The sequence below is a fragment of the Paraburkholderia polaris genome (genome assembly GCF_012927345.1).
In the GTDB taxonomy this organism is placed as follows: Bacteria; Pseudomonadota; Gammaproteobacteria; order Burkholderiales; family Burkholderiaceae; genus Paraburkholderia; species Paraburkholderia polaris.
Genome location: NZ_JABBGJ010000032.1, coordinates 1 through 16214, shown reverse-complemented (window position 1 = coordinate 16214; position 16214 = coordinate 1). Strand labels below are relative to the sequence as shown.

General features: G+C 63.7%; 15 protein-coding genes and 1 pseudogene. 9 read left to right on the top strand and 7 right to left on the bottom strand.

Translation table 11 applies throughout. The annotated features are described in order from the left end of the window. The first annotated feature begins 147 nt into the window (after positions 1-147). The 6 genes from HHL24_RS27295 (at position 148) to HHL24_RS27270 (ending at position 9672) form a co-directional block, all read left to right on the top strand. The gene (locus tag HHL24_RS27295; RefSeq protein ID WP_169488465.1) at positions 148-2646 is read left to right on the top strand and encodes an acyl-CoA dehydrogenase; all 2499 of its coding nucleotides are present in this window, start codon (positions 148-150) and stop codon (positions 2644-2646) included. Between the two features lie 123 nt (positions 2647-2769). Next, complete coding sequence (locus tag HHL24_RS27290) at positions 2770-4182, top strand: 3-oxoacyl-ACP reductase (protein WP_169488464.1); 1413 nt, start codon at positions 2770-2772, stop codon at positions 4180-4182. A gap of 2 nt (positions 4183-4184) precedes the next feature. After that, positions 4185-5105 (top strand): MaoC/PaaZ C-terminal domain-containing protein, encoded by a 921-nt coding sequence (locus HHL24_RS27285; RefSeq protein WP_169488463.1) that lies wholly within the window; start codon positions 4185-4187, stop codon positions 5103-5105. 206 nt (positions 5106-5311) lie between these two features. Beyond that, complete coding sequence (locus HHL24_RS27280) at positions 5312-6613, top strand: acetyl-CoA C-acetyltransferase (RefSeq protein ID WP_169488462.1); 1302 nt, start codon at positions 5312-5314, stop codon at positions 6611-6613. Positions 6614-6787: 174 nt separating this feature from the next. After that, a complete protein-coding gene (locus HHL24_RS27275) occupies positions 6788-8593 on the top strand; it encodes an AMP-binding protein (protein WP_169488461.1) in 1806 nt (601 codons plus the stop codon). 47 nt (positions 8594-8640) lie between these two features. Continuing rightward, the gene (locus HHL24_RS27270; protein ID WP_206003044.1) at positions 8641-9672 is read left to right on the top strand and encodes a DUF1571 domain-containing protein; all 1032 of its coding nucleotides are present in this window, start codon (positions 8641-8643) and stop codon (positions 9670-9672) included. Here the strand turns inward: HHL24_RS27270 and HHL24_RS27265 are convergent. From HHL24_RS27265 to HHL24_RS27240, 6 genes are all read right to left on the bottom strand, one after another. Beyond that, on the bottom strand, positions 9669-10076 hold the full coding sequence (locus HHL24_RS27265; RefSeq protein WP_169488460.1) for a hypothetical protein: 408 nt from the start codon (positions 10074-10076) through the stop codon (positions 9669-9671). The two genes, HHL24_RS27270 and HHL24_RS27265, sit on opposite strands and share 4 nt — an antisense overlap. Positions 10077-10200: 124 nt before the next feature. Next, positions 10201-11778: an FAD-binding protein gene (locus HHL24_RS27260; RefSeq protein ID WP_169488459.1), complete on the bottom strand. Its 1578-nt coding sequence runs from the start codon at positions 11776-11778 to the stop codon at positions 10201-10203. 39 nt (positions 11779-11817) lie between these two features. Continuing rightward, positions 11818-12309, bottom strand: a complete 492-nt coding sequence (locus HHL24_RS27255) for a hypothetical protein (RefSeq protein WP_169488458.1) — start codon at positions 12307-12309, stop codon at positions 11818-11820. Positions 12310-12578: 269 nt separating this feature from the next. Continuing rightward, positions 12579-13439 carry an anti-sigma factor gene (locus HHL24_RS27250; protein WP_169488457.1) on the bottom strand — a complete coding sequence of 287 codons (861 nt, stop codon included), beginning with the start codon at positions 13437-13439 and terminating at the stop codon, positions 12579-12581. Further along, positions 13439-13981, bottom strand: coding sequence for an RNA polymerase sigma factor (locus HHL24_RS27245; protein ID WP_169488456.1), 543 nt, complete (start codon positions 13979-13981; stop codon positions 13439-13441). Before HHL24_RS27245 ends, HHL24_RS27250 begins: the two co-directional genes overlap by 1 nt. 15 nt (positions 13982-13996) lie before the next feature. After that, positions 13997-14140 carry a hypothetical protein gene (locus tag HHL24_RS27240; RefSeq protein WP_169488455.1) on the bottom strand — a complete coding sequence of 48 codons (144 nt, stop codon included), beginning with the start codon at positions 14138-14140 and terminating at the stop codon, positions 13997-13999. Between the two features lie 352 nt (positions 14141-14492). On the opposite strand from HHL24_RS27240, the gene hfq reads away from it, so the two are divergent. Next, entirely contained in the window at positions 14493-15044 is a 552-nt protein-coding gene (hfq, locus tag HHL24_RS27235; protein WP_169488454.1) for an RNA chaperone Hfq, read from the top strand. A 20-nt stretch (positions 15045-15064) separates the two neighbouring features. On the opposite strand, the gene HHL24_RS27230 is transcribed toward hfq, so the two are convergent. Continuing rightward, complete coding sequence (locus HHL24_RS27230; RefSeq protein WP_169488453.1) at positions 15065-15292, bottom strand: hypothetical protein; 228 nt, start codon at positions 15290-15292, stop codon at positions 15065-15067. 324 nt (positions 15293-15616) lie between these two features. Between HHL24_RS27230 and HHL24_RS27225 the strand changes: the two genes are divergently transcribed. Continuing rightward, a complete protein-coding gene (locus HHL24_RS27225; RefSeq protein ID WP_169488452.1) occupies positions 15617-15805 on the top strand; it encodes a hypothetical protein in 189 nt (62 codons plus the stop codon). 209 nt (positions 15806-16014) lie between these two features. Continuing rightward, positions 16015-16214: pseudogene (locus HHL24_RS43660) on the top strand (IS3 family transposase); the annotation flags it as partial.

Sequence of the window (16214 nt, the reverse complement as noted above, 5' to 3'; positions counted from 1 at the left end):
GCGGCTAAAAAGCTCATAAAGGCGACGTGAAAGCGCCCCGAGCGCGCAGCGTAGCAGCAACACCGCCAGTTAGAAGATCAACAGAACGCGAGCCGTCCGCGACCCGTGGATGCGTTCGCACGCACCATCGAAACAGGAGGAAACGTCATGCCGTGGTTCATCCTAGTGCTCGTCATTGCCGCTCTCGCGCTCGTCTACGTTCAGGCGCGCGCCTCATGGTGGCTTGCCTTCATGATCGTCTGGGTGGCTGCCGCGCATGTCAGCGGAGCAGCGGGTCCGGTGGCGACGACATTGCTCGCGATCGTCTTCGTCCTCCCCGCCCTCATCCTCACGATCAAACCGCTGCGCCGTGCGTGGCTCACGAAGCCGGTGCTCGACATTTTCCGCAAGATCCTGCCGGAGATGTCGCCGACCGAGCGCGACGCGATCGAAGCCGGCACCGTCTGGTGGGACGCCCAACTGTTCTCCGGACGCCCGCACTGGGACACGCTGCTCGGCTACGGACCCGCAACGCTCTCCGCCGAAGAACAGTCGTTTCTCGATGTCGAATGCGAGCGTCTGTGCGATCTTGCGAATGACTGGGAAACCACCATGGTGTGGCAGGACCTGTCGCCGCAAACCTGGCAATACATCAAGGAACGCGGCTTTCTCGGCATGATCATTCCGAAGCAGTACGGCGGCAAGCAGTTCTCCGCTTACGCGCATTCGCAGGTCATCATGAAGCTCTCCACGCGCTGCTCGGCCGCCGCCGTTTCGGTGATGGTGCCGAACTCGCTCGGCCCCGCTGAGCTGCTGATGCATTACGGCACCGAAGAGCAGAAGAACCACTATCTGCCACGCCTTGCGCGCGGCGACGATATCCCCTGCTTCGCGTTGACGAGCCCCTACGCGGGTTCCGATGCAGCAGCGATTCCCGACGTCGGCATCGTCTGCAAGGGCACGTTTGAAGGCCGCGAAACGCTGGGTTTTCGCGTCACGTGGGACAAGCGCTATATCACGCTCGGACCGATCGCGACCGTGCTCGGCCTCGCGTTCCGCGCGCTCGATCCCGACCATCTGCTCGGCTCGAATGAAGAACCCGGCATCACGTGTGCGCTGATTCCGACCGATCATCCGGGCGTCAATATCGGCCGCCGTCATTGGCCGCTGAACGCGGTGTTCCAGAACGGTCCGAACTCGGGCAAAGACGTCTTCATTCCACTCGACTGGGTGATCGGCGGACGCGCCCAAGTCGGCAACGGCTGGCGCATGCTGATGGAGTGTCTCGCGGCGGGCCGCGCGATTTCACTGCCGTCGTCGAATGTGGGGATGGCGAAGATCGCTGTGCGCGGCACCGGTGCCTATGCTGCGATTCGCCGCCAGTTCCGCACGCCCGTGGGCAAGTTCGAGGGTGTGCAGGAAGCGCTCGGCCGCATGGGCGGCAATCTCTACGTGATGGACGCCGCGCGCCGCCTGTCCGCGCATGCGGTGGACCTCGGCGAGAAGCCGTCGGTGATTTCGGCGATCGCGAAGTATCACATCACCGAACGCGCCCGCATGGTCATCAACGACGGCATGGACGTCACCGCCGGCAAGGGCATCTGCATGGGGCCGTCGAACTTTCTCGCGCGCGCCTATCAGCAGGTGCCGATTGCGATCACCGTGGAAGGCGCGAACATTCTCACGCGTTGCCTGATCATCTTCGGCCAGGGTGCGATTCGCTGTCATCCGTATGTGCTGAAGGAAATGACCGCGACGCGCGAAACGGATCGCTCCAAGGCGCTGCGCGATTTCGATGCAGCCTTCTTCGGCCACGTCAGCTTCACGCTCTCCAACGTGGTGCGCAGTTTCGTTTATGGCATTACGGGCGGCGCGTTCATCACCAGGCCACGCATGGCGTACGAGCCGTTGCTGTCGTACTACCGTGCAGCGACCCGCCTCTCGACGGCTTTCGCGTTGCTCGCCGACGTCTCAATGTTTGTCCTCGGCGGCGATCTGAAACGGCGTGAACGCATTTCGGGGCGTCTGGGCGATGTGCTCTCGCAGCTCTACCTGATCTCCGCGACGCTCAAGCGTTTCGAAGACGAAGGCCGTCAGGAAGAAGATCTGCCGCTGGTGCGCTGGGGCGTCGAAGACTCGCTGTACAAGGCGCAACACGCGCTCGACGGCGTGCTCGCGAACTACCCGAACCGTCTCGCCGCGGGTCTCGTGCGCGCGCTGGCATACCCATTCAGCCTGCCGTATCGCGAGCCGTCCGATCGCCTCGGCACCCAGATTGCTGAGCTGATGCAAACGCCAGGCGCAGCGCGCAACCGCCTCGTGTCCGACTCGTACGTGCCGCATCCGGATGTCGATGCGCTCGGCTATGGCGAGCTCGTGTTCGAACTGAACCCGCGCTTCACGCAGATCGACCAGAAACTGCGCGAAGCGGTCAAGCAAGGCCTGCTCGAACCGATGCCGCAGAGCCTGCCGCAACTGGCCGCGTGGACCGAAGCGGCACAGCTAAAAGGCCTGATCGACGCCGACGATCGCCGCGTGCTCGACGACTATGCACGGTATGGCGCAGAAGTCGTGAAGGTCGACGACTTCCCGGCCGACTTCGACATGCTCGCCAACTTGCAAAAGCGCAAGGACGCGTTCGAAAAAGCGCTGGAGCTCGCGGCCTGAGCGCCTTAAAAAAACATCCAGGCGGGGCTCCCCCAGATGCCCCAAACTGGGTGCACACTGACACACGTCCGACGTCCCCCGTGGGGACTTCCTGCGGGCGTGGCCAGCGGAGCAACGAACAATATGAACGACTCTTATCTGAACTTCGTCAATTCTCCGTTCGGCGCGCGCCTCGCGCGCTCGCTAGGCTTACCGAAGCCTGAGGTACTGCGACGCTATCGCGCGGACCAGCCCGAGTTCGACGGCCTGATCGCGATCGGCGCGGGCCGCGAACCGCATCTGCTCGACGCGCTCGCGAATCTCGTGACAAGCATCGGCGTGACCAGCGTTGCGCACGAAAGCGCGGGGCTATGGGTGCCGCTCGCGAATCGCCATGGTTTGATGACGGGCCGTTTCGAACCGGCGGAGTCCGGTTCGCACGGCAAGCTCACCGCCCTGCTGTTCGATGCGAGCGGTATCGAAGACAGCAGCCAGCTCGAACCGCTGCACGGATTCTTCCACGATACGTTGCGCTCGCTCGGCAAGTGCGGCCGCATCATCGTGCTAGGGCGGCCGCCGGAAGCTTGCGCGACGCCACGCCAATGGACCGCGCAGCGCGCGCTCGAAGGCCTCACGCGTTCACTCGGCAAGGAAGCGCGGCGCGGCATTACCGCGAATCTCGTCTACGTGGAGCAAGGCGCCGAGAATGGCATCGAAGCAACGTTGCGATTCTTTCTATCACCGCGCTCCGCGTATGTGTCGGGCCAGGTGGTGCGCATCGGCGTGCGCGACGGCGCCGATGCCTTGCCGGCGTTCGACTGGAATCAGGCACTCGCGGGCCGGCGTGCCGTGGTCACCGGCGCCGCGCGCGGCATCGGCGCGTCGATTGCGAGCGTGCTTGCCGCGCAAGGCGCGCACGTCATCGGCATCGACATCCCGTCGGCGCGCGACGCGCTCGACTCGACGATGCGCCAGTTGAACGGCACCGCCCTCGCGTTCGACATCGCCGCGCCCGAAGCACCCGCGCAGATCGCCGCGGCGCTTGACGAACAGGGCGTGGATATCGTCGTGCACAACGCGGGCATCACCAAGGACAAAACCATCGCGAAGATGACCGACGCCGCGTGGCAAAGCGTGATCGACATCAACCTGTCCGCGCAGGAACGGATCGACGACGCCCTGCTCGCGGCCGGCATCTTGCGCGACGGCGGCCGCATCGTCGCCGTGTCGTCGATCAGCGGCATTGCCGGCAATCTCGGGCAGACCAATTACGCCACCTCGAAAGCCGGCGTCATCGGCCGGGTGCAAAGCATGGCGCCGCATCTGCGTGCACGCGGCATCACCATCAACGCGGTCGCGCCCGGCTTTATCGAAACGCAGATGACCGCGAAGATTCCGCTGACCATCCGCGAGGCCGGCCGCCGGATGAATTCGATGAGCCAGGGCGGCCAGCCGGTGGATGTCGCACAGACCATCGCGTGGCTCGCGCATCCGGGATCGGCAGGCGTGAGCGGCCAGATCGTGCGCGTGTGCGGACAAAGCCTGATTGGAGCGTGAGCATGGGTGAGCCGGGTGAGCCGTTCCGGGGTGGTCACGCAGCGAGCGCGCCCCGTCCGAAGACCGTCGTCATCGAGCAGTTGCCCGCGCCGGCGAAGCTGTACGCGCGCGCGTTGTCCGGCATCGTCAAACGCGGGCGCGACGCGCACTTGCCGGCACTGCGCCTCGTGCGCCCTGCCGTGGCGCTCGAGCCCGGGCCGATCTGGCGTTATTCCCGAGTATGCGGTTTCATTCCCGAGCATGGCGTGCCGCTCACGTATCCTCATCTGCTCGCCTTCCCGCTACATCTGCTGATGCTGACCGACCCGGCGTTTCCCTGGCCGGCGCTCGGCCTCGTGCATCTGGCGAATCATGTGCGCCTGCGTCGGCCGCTCGCTTACAAGGACATGTTGCGCGTCGAGGTGGAATTCGGCGCGCTGCTGCGTCACGACAAAGGCCAGGCGTTCGTGCTGCATACCCGCATGTACCGCCGCGGCGAAGCGGTATGGGACGGCGACAGCGTCTATCTGAAACGTGGCGTGCCGGCGAGCGGCAGTCCGCTCGACCCGCTGGAACTCGGGCACGACGCGCTGGAACGCATCTCGCGCTGGCAACTGGCGTCGCAACTGGGCCGCGACTACGCGAGTGTGTCCGGCGACTACAACCCGATTCACCTCACCGCGCTGTCCGCGAAGGCATTCGGTTTTCCGCGCGCCATTGCGCATGGCATGTGGACGCTGGCGCGTGCCGCCTCCGCGCTGCAACCGCCGAAACAGCTCGCCGAGGCCACGCTCTCCGCCGAATTCAAGCTGCCGATGCTGTTGCCAGGAGAGGCGTCGCTGTGGAGCGCGTCGCCCTCACTGATCGAACGTGACATCGAGGTACGCGACATTGCGGGCGAAAAACCGCATTTGCGCGGCCGTATGCAGTGGAAGCTGCTGTGACGCACCCACAGCCACCCGCAGGCACCCGCATGTTTTCGTCACCGCATGGAATTGAAGCCGCTTGCAAATCGTTGTTGAGCTTGCAGACACCCCAACGCAAAGAAGCCTTACTCACCATTCGCACCGTTCGCACCGTTCGCACCGTTCGCACCATGCGCATCATTCGCACCGTTCAATAACCAGGGAACGACCCAAAGGAGCCGAGCATGTCCAACCCGCAGCCCGCCGTGCGCCGCGTCGCCATTATCGGCGGCAACCGCATTCCGTTTGCCCGCTCAAACACCGCCTACGCGACCGCGTCGAATCAGGACATGCTGACGTTCACGCTGCAAGGCCTGATCGACCGCTATAACCTGCACGGCGAACGTCTGGGCGAAGTAGCGGCCGGCGCCGTCATCAAGCATTCGCGCGATTTCAACCTGACGCGTGAAGCCGTGCTCTCAACCACGCTCGCGAAAGAAACGCCCGCCTACGACGTGCAACAGGCCTGCGGCACCGGGCTGGAAGCGGCCATTCTCGTCGCCAACAAGATCGCCCTCGGGCAGATCGAGGTGGGCATCGCGGGCGGTGTCGATACGACATCCGACGCACCGATCGGCGTCAACGAGCGCATGCGCAAGATTCTGCTCGAAGCGAATCGCGGCAAGAGCACCGGCCAACGCGTTGGTGCGCTGGCCAAACTGCGGCCGGGCATGTTTTTCAAACCGCTTTTGCCGCGCAACGGCGAGCCGCGCACAGGGCTTTCGATGGGCGAGCATTGCGAGCTGATGGCCAAGCGCTGGAACATCTCGCGCGAAGCGCAGGACGTGCTCGCTTACGACAGCCACCGCAAGCTCACCGAGGCGTATGCGCGCGGCTTCGTCAACGATCTGATGACGCCGTACCGTGGCCTTGCACGCGACAACAATCTGCGTTCCGACCTGACGCTCGAGAAACTCTCCGGTCTGAAGCCGGTGTTCGATCGCGACGCCGGCACGCTAACCGCAGGCAATTCGACACCGCTGACAGACGGCGCTTCCGTCGTGCTGCTCGCTAGCGAAGAATGGGCGACCAAACATGGCCTGCCCGTGCTGGCGTATCTGAGCTGGTCCGAAACCGCCGCCGTCGACTTTTTCGACAAAAAGGAAGGCCTGCTGATGGCGCCCGCCTACGCGGTGCCGCGCATGCTGGCGCGCGCCGGGCTTACGTTGCAGGACTTCGATCTGTATGAGATACACGAAGCCTTCGCCGCGCAGGTGTTGTGCACGCTCGCGGCGTGGCAGGATGACGAGTATTGCCGCACGCAGCTTGGCTTGCCGGGGCCGCTCGGCGCGATCGATCGGGCAAAATTGAATGTGAACGGCAGCTCGCTCGCCACCGGCCATCCGTTTGCCGCCACGGGTGGCCGCATCGTCGCCGGACTCGCGAAAATGCTCGCGCAACTCGACAAGCCGGCCGGCACCTCACGCGGGCTGATCTCGATCTGCGCGGCGGGCGGCCAAGGGGTAGTGGCGATTCTGGAACGCTGAGTGTCGCAGTTGGCTCAGCACGTGCTTCAATGAATGCCTTGTTTCGAAGGCTGCTGCCATGACTGCTTTGATTGCTGCTTTGATCACCGCTTCGATGACCGCTTTGACAACGTCAATGACTGGCTGCAAGACCAGCACACAAACAGATGAAGCCACGGCTTCAGGAGACGACCGATGACCCAGCCCACGCAAGCCCCGCTCCCGTCCGCCGCCGGATCCGCACCGCTCGCCAATGCCGCGGACCGGGTGCCCAGTCAGGCGGCGAATCACGCGCCCAACACCGACGGCATCTGGTACGCGTCGTATCCGGCAGACGTGCCGCATGAGATCGACGTCAACCAGTACGAATCGCTCGTGCAGTTCTTCGACGAATGCATTGCGCAGTTTCGCGAGCGGGTCGCGTATGTGAGTGTCGGCGCAAACATGACGTATGGCGAGCTCGGCCGCAAGGCGACCGCATTCGCCGCGTATCTGCAAAGCATCGGCGTGAAGTCCGGCGAGCGCGTCGCAATCATGCTGCCGAACACGTTCCAGTATCCGGTGTCGCTGTTCGGCGTGCTCAAGGCGGGCGGCGTGGTGGTCAACGTCAATCCGCTCTACACGGTGCGCGAGCTCGCGCATCAGCTCAAGGACAGCGGCGCGCAAACCATCATCGTGTTCGAGAACTTCGCGAAGACCGTTGAAGACGCGCTACCGGGCACCAAGGTGCAGAACGTCATCGTGACGGGCCTCGGCGATCTGCTCGCCGACGGTTTGAATCTGAAGGGACGTCTGCTCAATTTCATGCTGCGCCATGTGAAGAAGATGGTGCCGAAGTACAACTTGCCGAAAGCGGTGCCGCTGCTCGACGCACTCTCGATCGGCTACACGCGGCCACTGACGCCCGTGCGCCCCACTCACAATGACATCGCCTTCCTGCAATACACCGGCGGCACCACTGGCGTGGCCAAAGGCGCGATGCTCACGCACAGGAACATCATCGCCAACCTGTTGCAGGCGAAAGCGTGGTCCGAAGGCCAATTGAGCGGCGACATCGAAACGGTGCTCACGCCGCTGCCGCTTTATCACATCTATTCGCTCACCGTGAACGCACTGATCTTCATGGGACTCGGCGGGCGCAATATTCTGATCGCCAATCCGCGCGACATGAAGCGCGTGATGATGATCATCCGTCACGAGAAATTCACCGGCATGACGGCGGTGAACACGCTCTACAACGCGTTCCTCGACAACGAGGAGTTCTGCAAGCGCGACTTCTCGAACCTGAAGCTCGCGATGGCAGGTGGCATGGCCACGCAGAAGTCGGTCGCCGATCGCTTCAAGGCGGTCACCGGCAAGCCGATCATCGAAGGTTATGGGCTGACCGAATGCTCGCCGATCGTCTCGATGAATCCGGTGGACCTGACCAATCTGCGCGACTTCGAAGGCTCGATTGGTTTGCCCGCGCCGTCCACGCAAGTGCGCTTCAAGAAAGACGACGGTACGTGGGCGAACATCGGCGAAGCCGGCGAACTGTGCGTGAAAGGGCCACAGGTAATGAAAGGCTACTGGAATCGCCCCGAAGAAACCGCCAAGGTGATCGACGACGATGGCTGGCTCGCCACCGGCGACATCGGCGTGATGGATTCACGCGGCTTTATCCGCCTGATCGACCGCAAGAAGGACATGATTCTGGTGTCCGGCTTCAACGTCTATCCGAACGAAGTCGAGGACGTGATCGCGACGCTCCCGGACGTGCGCGAAGTCGCTGCAATCGGCGTGCCTGACGCGGCGCAAGGCGAACGTGTGAAGGTATTCATCGTCAAGCGCAACCCGTCGCTGACTGCGGAACAGGTGATCGCCCACTGCCGCAAGAACCTCACGGGATATAAGGTGCCGAAGCTCGTCGAGTTTCGCGACGAGCTGCCGCAAACCAACGTCGGCAAGATTCTGCGCCGCGCGCTGCGCGACGAGGAACTCGCGAAGCAAAAACCTGCCTGACAGGCAAGGCGCTCGATACGGCGCGTTGCCAACTTTCGGAGAGATTCATGAAGCACAGCCTGTCCGCACGCTCGCGCCGTTTGCTTCATTCATCGGCCTTCATGCGCCTCGCCCGTTTTTCGTCGGAGACCGTAACGTTGAGCGCGTCCCTGACTGCTGCGTTCCGTGCGGTTTCATCACGGAGACTCCTGATCGGCGCGTTGGTGGCCAGCGCGGCTGCAATCGCGTCGCCGGCGTTCGCGCAGAACGACGACACGCCGCCCGCGCTCGACACCGCCAGCGCCGTCAAGCCGCCCACCACGCCGTCCTCGCAGGTCGGCAAGCTCACACTCGATCAGCAGGTCAAATGGCTGCGCGGCGCGCAACAAAGCGGCGCAATGGAGAAGCTGGACGACGCGCAACTGGTCGCCCTGTTCCAGTCGCTCGATCCGCTTGCGTTGCCGCGTTACATCAAGGAAGGGCCGAACGGTTATCCGTCATACGAGTTCATCATGTCACGCTCGGAACGCATTCACGGCCAGTGGCCCGACAAGGCCGATCACATGCTGGTGCGCATCGCCCACGATCCACTGCGGATCTACGCGAAGTGGCTGCCCGACGGCGCGCACGCCGGCCAGGAAATCATCTACGACGAATCCAAACGCACCGACGAAATGTATGGCCACCTCGGCGGCATCATGAACGTGATGCCGCTGTGGACCTCGCTGACCGGCGCCCTCGCCCGTGCGCAGTCGAACCACCAGGTGCGCGATCTCGGCACCGAGTACATTGCCGACCGGTACCTCGTCGAAGGCAAGAAATACATCGAGGCCGGCTTGCCGCGCTCGACCCAGGTGGAAGTGAAAACGATCGACGGCGTGCGCGTGGTGGCCTTCACCTTCGAAACGGCCGCCGGCCAGCCGCAGTTCTATGCGAAGAAAGAAACGCTCGGGCTGGATCTGCGGCATCCGTATTTCCGCACTGTCGAGTCCTATAACAACGACGGCAATATCTTCGAGAAGATCGTCTTCGAAAGCATCACGCCGAAAAGCTTCGACGACTCGACCTTCGATCCGAAGAACAAGGCTTATAAGTTCTAGCGGAGAAGGCGCGGCGTCAGCGCGAAGGCGACATGCGCGCTGGGCCCCGCGCCCTGCTCGTAGCTGTGCTCGACCATGCGGCCTACGCGGGTGGCGAGTTCCTTGAGCACGAAGTAATCGGATGCGCGTGTGAGGCCGATCAGCGAAACCGGTGATTGCGTGGGCGTTTGCCTGAGACGCGGCGCGAGTGTGGTGTACCAGAGCACGCCGATGTCGTCGCCGGCTTCGAAGGCAGGCAGCTTCATGTGTGCGACGTAGTCGGCAAATGCGGGTCCGCCCGCAAGGGTGGAATCGATCACGGCGAGCGTGTCGTGGCGAGCGGCCGCATGCGCGAGCCACGGCCACGCACCACCTCTCGCGGTCGAAAGCCATGCGCCGGTCATCATGAAAGCGCGTCGGTCCATGGTCTGGTCACGCCATCAGGTTACGAATGTCACCCACGGCATTCGCCTTGCTCACACATCACGTGCGTCACATACGTCATGTACCTTGCCGCTCCACACACGTCGTTCGTCTCGCTCACGTGCCTCACGTATAACCCCGCCGGTCGCGCCACGCCGCCGGCCAGATCCCCTGCTTGCCCGGCGCGAGAATGCCGTTCGGGTCGAGTGCATCCTTGATCGTTTCCGAGAGCCGCAGCAACGCGCCGTCATTGAAGCTGTACTGCGCCGCGGCGAAATCCATATACGCGAGATGCGCGCGATATTCGCCGTAACCGGCGGCGCACGCGTCGCTCATCAGCGAACGCAGTAAGGCACCGGCCTGCTCGACCTGGTTCGCGTCGTCGCGGTCGAAAATCGCCGCGAAGATGTGATGTAAATGACGCACGCCGGCCGTAAAGCCGCCGTAGTAATCGAAACCGTATTCCGCAGCGCGCGTCTTGACCATCGTGTATTGGCGCAGCGCATCGCGCCCGGTTGCCGGGCACACCGGTGCGAAGTCCACATGTGCGCCCGCGCCGCCGCGCCAGTCGAGCATGCGGAACGCGCTCATCGCGGGGATGCCGGCCAGGTTGCGATCGCCGCCCGCGGTGGGTTGCGCATCGCCCGCATAGCGAGTGGCTAAAAGTTTCGCCTGCGGCACGCGCGCGAACGCGCGCTGCACAATCGCATAGCGCGCGTCGATCAATTCAGGCGTGCCGTACAGCGCGAAATGCAGATTCCAGCGGCCCACATTCAGCTTGTCGAGCATCGCCGCCACCGCGTTCTCGGGCATCGCGCCTTTGCCTTCGTACCACTGCTGACGTGCCGACAGTCCCGCGGCCCGGCGCAAACCGCCTTCGATCACCGCGTTATTGCGGATCGTTTCATCGAGCCGCAACGGCCGCAAGCGTTCGACGATCGTTTCGAGATCCGCTTCGTGCCGGAACTGGATTTCGCCGAGCAGATACGCGGGCGGCGCAGGCATCAACCAGACACCGAGCTTGGTGACGATGCCGTAGTTCGACTGCATGAACATCGCGTCGAAGGAAGGGCCATAGCCCGGTTGATACAGTTGCCACGCGGTGCCGATTTCGATTCCGCCCATCCCGGTGCGCAGCACGTCGCCGTTGGCGAGCACGACTTCCATGCCGCACTGCGCCGCCGCGTGATCGCCGTACGCGGTATAGCCGAAGCCGCGCTCGAGCGTATTGCCGACCACGCTGCCCCACCCCGCCGCGGGTGGATCGACCCAGAGCTTGTAGCCTTTCTGGCGCAGATGCGCGTAGAGATCGAAATAGCTGACGCCCGGTTCGACCAGCGCGTAGGCGAGCGTCTCGTTCACTTCGATGATGCGGTTCATCCGCTGCAGATCGAGCACCACCGAACCCGCCAGTCTCGGCGCGGCGCCACCGTACGCGAAATTGCGTCCGGTCGAGACCGTCCACAACGGAATACGAAATTGATTGGCAATCCGCAACACTGCGCGAATCTCGTCGACAGATGCGAGCAGCAGCGCGGCGGACGCGGAGAACGCTTCGCGCTCGCCGGGCGCGAACGGATCGAGATACGCGGCGAGCCCGGCGGCCGAGGTGACCACCTGCGCCTCACCGACGATCGAGCGCCAACCGGCGAGTGCGCGGTCGAACTGGGCAGCGGAAACTTTCGGCGGCAAGCTGCGCGTCAAGGTGTCTCCTTTGCAGCCGCACGCGTGGGCGACGGCAAGCTAGCGGTGCATCCCACCGCCGCCGACGCCGTGCGACATGCCGCTCCATACGTGCGTCGACGCGCCGCCACGCCAGTTTCCGTGCGCACCCATTCCATATGATCCGTGTCCATAACGCACGTGGTCCATGTGATGAAAATGATGGAAGCGGTCGACGAAAACGAACGACACACCCGCGGCGAATACCACCGGCGGCCCCCACCAGTACCATGGATCGTAGTAATACACCGGAGCCGGGCCTAAGGCCAGCGCGGCGGGATCGTCTTCGACGACTTGCCAGCTGCCGTCCGGCTGCAGGCAAGCGCGGCCACTGACCTGCTGCATGACGCCGTCGATTTCCGCCTGTCCCACGACGAAGCGGCACGTCGAAGCGTCGTTCAACGGCGCATTCGCGTCCGATTGCGCCGCGACCGGCGCCGCGCAAGCGGCGCACAGGCACAGACAGGCTACGCCGGAACACAGCCCCGTGCCGAACTGAAGAGAAGTAAGCATGATTTTGCTGCCTCGACGCGCCGGCGTAGCGACTCGCAAAAAGCGTGTCGACACCGTAAAGACCCCGTCGGTTCGCCTCGCACGAGACCGTGCCGTCCCGGCGCGTATGCCAGGCGGAACAGCATGATCTTGCAGTGAGTAAACGAAACGCCGCGCGGCGCTATTCCGACAGCGCGCGCGTGCGCAAGGCATTTCTGTTACCGCGTGTTGCAATGAGATCCGGTGGCCGGCGTTTTGCCTGGGTCCAGGTGCTTACCGTGCTTTGCGCGCTACTGCCAGGCCTCCGGTTTGCCGCCGAGCGCGCTGCACACCTCGATAGCAATCGAGCGAAGCTTGTCTTCCGCAATCGGCCCGGACAACGCGTAGCCCATGCGGTCACTGACCCAGTAGAAGGTCCGGCGGTCACCGTCGCGGAACAGGCGGAACGCGGTTTCGTCGCGAGAAATACCCGTGACGTACAGCGTGAGGCGCGCGCCGCTACGATTCTCGTACATGAACTGCGCGGCGGGTCCCGCTTCGCCGGGCAACAAACGCCCACCCACCAGCGAGTAACCGTACTCCTGCAACGACGGCACCGACAGCGGCCGGTTCAGGCGCTTGGACAGCCAGTTGATCAGATGCTCTTCCTCGTTCGCGGCGACTTCGACGGGATGACGCTTCTCGGGCGTGTACACCGCGTAGGCGATGTCGGCGCGCTCCGCAAAGCTCGGCGGCTGGCCGCCCAGGCCGTTCCACGCGCCGCCCGTCAGACGCGGTGCGAGCGGCCCCAAGGCGAGCGCGAGACCCGCGCCGGCCGCGAGCCAGCACGCCGCGAGGCCGACGCGTTGCCACCACGGCGTCGGCCGCCGCACCACGATGAAGGCCGGCTCGTCGGCGTCGCTCTGCCCCATATTCCCGACGCTCCCGCTCTGCTCGCCGTGCTCGCCGCGGCGCTCTGACGCACCGCACAGCACCTGCAGCGCCGCTTTCTGCGCGCGCCACGCGGCCACTCTCGCGGCAGCCTGCGGCTGCTGCCCCAGTTGCGCCTCGATCGCGGCGCGCTCCACAGGCGGCAACTCGCCGTCGACAAACGCCGACAACGCTCGCAAATCGAGTTCCTCAGGCACGCTGGAATCGTGGTCGTTATTCATCACGGATTTCTCACTACTTTTAGCGGCGGGACTTTACGCGCCAACCCCACAGCGCCCCCTTCGACCGGCCCCTCCGTCATCAGCACGCGCATGTGTTCCCGCGCGCGCGAAAGCCGCGACATCACCGTGCCGATCGGCACGCCGAGCGCCTTCGACGCCTCCTGATAAGACAGTTCCTCCACGCAAACAAGCAGCAGCACTTCCCGTTGCTCGACCGGCAGGCAATACAGCGCACGCTGCAGATCGCGCAACACCAGACCGTCGACTTCGCCATGCGGCGCTTCGAGATTGCGCCACGGCGCGCTTTCGTCGTCGATGGCAATCTCGCGACGCCCCCGCAGCTGATCGATGTAAAGATGCCGCAGGATCGTCAGGAGCCACGCACGCAGGTTGCTGTTCGGACGGAACGCCGCCCAGCGCGCGAGCGCGCGCTCCGCCGTATCCTGCACGAGGTCGTCGGCCCAGGCGCGGTCGCCCGTCAGTGCGCGCGCATAGCGGCGCAACTGCGGGAGCCACGAAATCACTTCCGCTTCGAAATTCACCCGGCGTGGCAACGCTCAGTAACCGCCGCCGCTGCCTGAGTTACCACTGGTGCCCGACGCGCTGCTGTCAGTCGCGGAGGTGCAGGCGCTCGTTGCGAGCGAGCCTAGCGCGAGCGCCAGCAGCACGAAGACGGCGGAAAGAGTCCGGGATACATTCATGGTGAGTCTCCTGATGAGTACCCGGCCGGTGCCTGCGAGCCGGGGATCCGATCGGCCACGTGCAATATGCAGCGCCGCCATGTCTGAATTAACGTGAGCGGGCTGCGATTTATTCCACATGCGGCAGCGGCAGGCACCCTCTTTTTCCGCCATCCTCATCGGGCGCGCTCGAACGTGGCCGAAGAAGACGCTATTCGTACGCAGATTCGTAACTCAACGTTACAGCTAAAAGTTATCAGATGCTTATGTGCGCGCAAGCCGTTATAGTGGACGCAGTTCGGCCGCCGACGCGTTCCGCCCCCACACAGGGTAGAATCGCGGCGAACCACCGTCTTACTAACCTGAATTGTCCATGGCTTCCGCAGAATCGCATCCGCAAAACGACTTCATGAACGCTGCGCGCAAAGAACGAAAGCGCGTTGAGATTTACCTTGTCAACGGCATTCGCCTGACAGGGTGCATCGAGTCGTTCGATCAGTATCTGGTGATGCTGCGCACGCCTGTCGGCCTGCAAGGTATCTACAAACGCGCGATCTCGACGATCCAGCTCGACACCGGCACGCGTCCGGCGCCGCGCGCCGGACGGCCTTCGCACGGTGAGCACACCACGCGTGGCCCGCACGGCTCGCGTGAGCCGCGCGACCATCGCGAACCGCGCGAGCCGCGTGAACCACGCGAGTCGTACGGCGCGCCGGCCTCGGATCGCCCTGCGTCCGATCGTAGCAGCAGCACGTCCGACGGTCCGGTGGTCGTAACACGCCGCCGGCGTCTGTTCGGCACGGGCGGCGGCGACGGTGGCAACCATGGCGGTGGCAACCATGGCGGTGGCAGTCATGGCGGCGGCAACCACGGTGGCAACGGTGGCAACGGTGGCAACGGTGGCACCAGCGGCGGCAACGTATAAACCGCCGCCGCAGCGGCAGGCTACTCCGATGGATAGCCGAGCCGCTGCAAAATCTTCTCCAGTCGGATCACCTGCAAGTCCGTCAGTTCGAATCCGCCTTTGACCGCCAGCACGCGGCGGCGCCAGTACATGGCGTCCAGCATGTGCAGCGCCGGTTGCCGTGTCGCCCAATCCAGATGTTCCAGTTCGGCTTCCACCACGTGTGATGCGTTGAAGCGCTGCGCGCGCGCAGGGTTTTTTCGGTCCATGTCGTTCGCTGCCTTGTTGTTCGCTGCTTTTGTTTGCGCCCCTCCCGAGCTGGACGTTGCCCGTTCACGGTATGCCGTGCGGTTTTTTGCCGGTCAGTGCGGTCGGTGGATGGTTTTTGTTGTCAGGCGACACACGGAAAACGACTTGATGCGGGGTGGTTTTAAGTTTTGGTTTTTTGCCCGGTGTTTTCTGATCTGGGTTTGGGGTTTGGGCTCTGATGGAAACGCTTACGGCGCGAGAGGCCGGGGCGGTCGGCTGATGCTCGTGCGAGCCCGCTTTGCGCTATGCTGAATTGTCGGCTTTCTTCTCTAATGGAGCACGTCATGACCAAGCAGAAGCAACATGCACCCCAGCCCAAGGAAGCAGTGCAGCCCGCTGAGTCCGCAGAGAACCGGCTCGATGAGGCACTCGAGGAGAGCTTTCCTGCCAGTGATCCAATCGCCGTCGATATGGGTGAGCCGCGTCACTCGCCAGTGGAAGAGGCCCCTTCGGAGGGGAAGAAACGGCATTAGAGAGGTGGTGTTTTTTTTGCCTTGCGCAGCGCTTGTTTGGTGGGGCGCCTGCGGGGGTGCCTTCTCTTGATTTGCTTTTGGTTTATTAGCGTTCGCCCCTGTGCGGGGCAGGCACTTACTTTCTTTGCCGCCGCCCCTCCATGTCAGGCTAGTTGTCGCCTCACCCGAACCGATTGATGTAAAGATGGGGGGCGGACAGCGAATGGGAAATGAAACGCTATTCAGCGGAAACCCGGGAATGGGCAATCCAGCAGATGATGCCGCCGTTCAATCGTGCGGTCATCGAGTTGTCAGGAGCGACGGGCATCACGACGGTGACGCTACGGACCTGGCGGCAAAGTGCAAGACAGACAGGGAAATTCATGCCGGGCAATGGCAAAACCAGCGATCGATGGTCAAGCGCCGACAA

Excerpts from the sequence above, each read along its gene's own strand:
- HHL24_RS27295 (WP_169488465.1), top strand. The coding sequence starts at position 148 with ATGCCGTGGTTCATCCTAGTGCTCGTCATTGCCGCTCTCGCGCTCGTC.
- HHL24_RS27290 (WP_169488464.1), top strand. The coding sequence starts at position 2,770 with ATGAACGACTCTTATCTGAACTTCGTCAATTCTCCGTTCGGCGCGCGC.
- HHL24_RS27285 (WP_169488463.1), top strand. The coding sequence starts at position 4,185 with ATGGGTGAGCCGGGTGAGCCGTTCCGGGGTGGTCACGCAGCGAGCGCG.
- HHL24_RS27280 (WP_169488462.1), top strand. The coding sequence starts at position 5,312 with ATGTCCAACCCGCAGCCCGCCGTGCGCCGCGTCGCCATTATCGGCGGC.
- HHL24_RS27275 (WP_169488461.1), top strand. The coding sequence starts at position 6,788 with ATGACCCAGCCCACGCAAGCCCCGCTCCCGTCCGCCGCCGGATCCGCA.
- HHL24_RS27270 (WP_206003044.1), top strand. The coding sequence starts at position 8,641 with ATGAAGCACAGCCTGTCCGCACGCTCGCGCCGTTTGCTTCATTCATCG.
- HHL24_RS27265 (WP_169488460.1), bottom strand. The coding sequence starts at position 10,076 with ATGGACCGACGCGCTTTCATGATGACCGGCGCATGGCTTTCGACCGCG.
- HHL24_RS27255 (WP_169488458.1), bottom strand. The coding sequence starts at position 12,309 with ATGCTTACTTCTCTTCAGTTCGGCACGGGGCTGTGTTCCGGCGTAGCC.
- HHL24_RS27250 (WP_169488457.1), bottom strand. The coding sequence starts at position 13,439 with ATGAATAACGACCACGATTCCAGCGTGCCTGAGGAACTCGATTTGCGA.
- HHL24_RS27240 (WP_169488455.1), bottom strand. The coding sequence starts at position 14,140 with ATGAATGTATCCCGGACTCTTTCCGCCGTCTTCGTGCTGCTGGCGCTC.
- hfq (WP_169488454.1), top strand. The coding sequence starts at position 14,493 with ATGGCTTCCGCAGAATCGCATCCGCAAAACGACTTCATGAACGCTGCG.
- HHL24_RS27230 (WP_169488453.1), bottom strand. The coding sequence starts at position 15,292 with ATGGACCGAAAAAACCCTGCGCGCGCGCAGCGCTTCAACGCATCACAC.
- HHL24_RS27225 (WP_169488452.1), top strand. The coding sequence starts at position 15,617 with ATGACCAAGCAGAAGCAACATGCACCCCAGCCCAAGGAAGCAGTGCAG.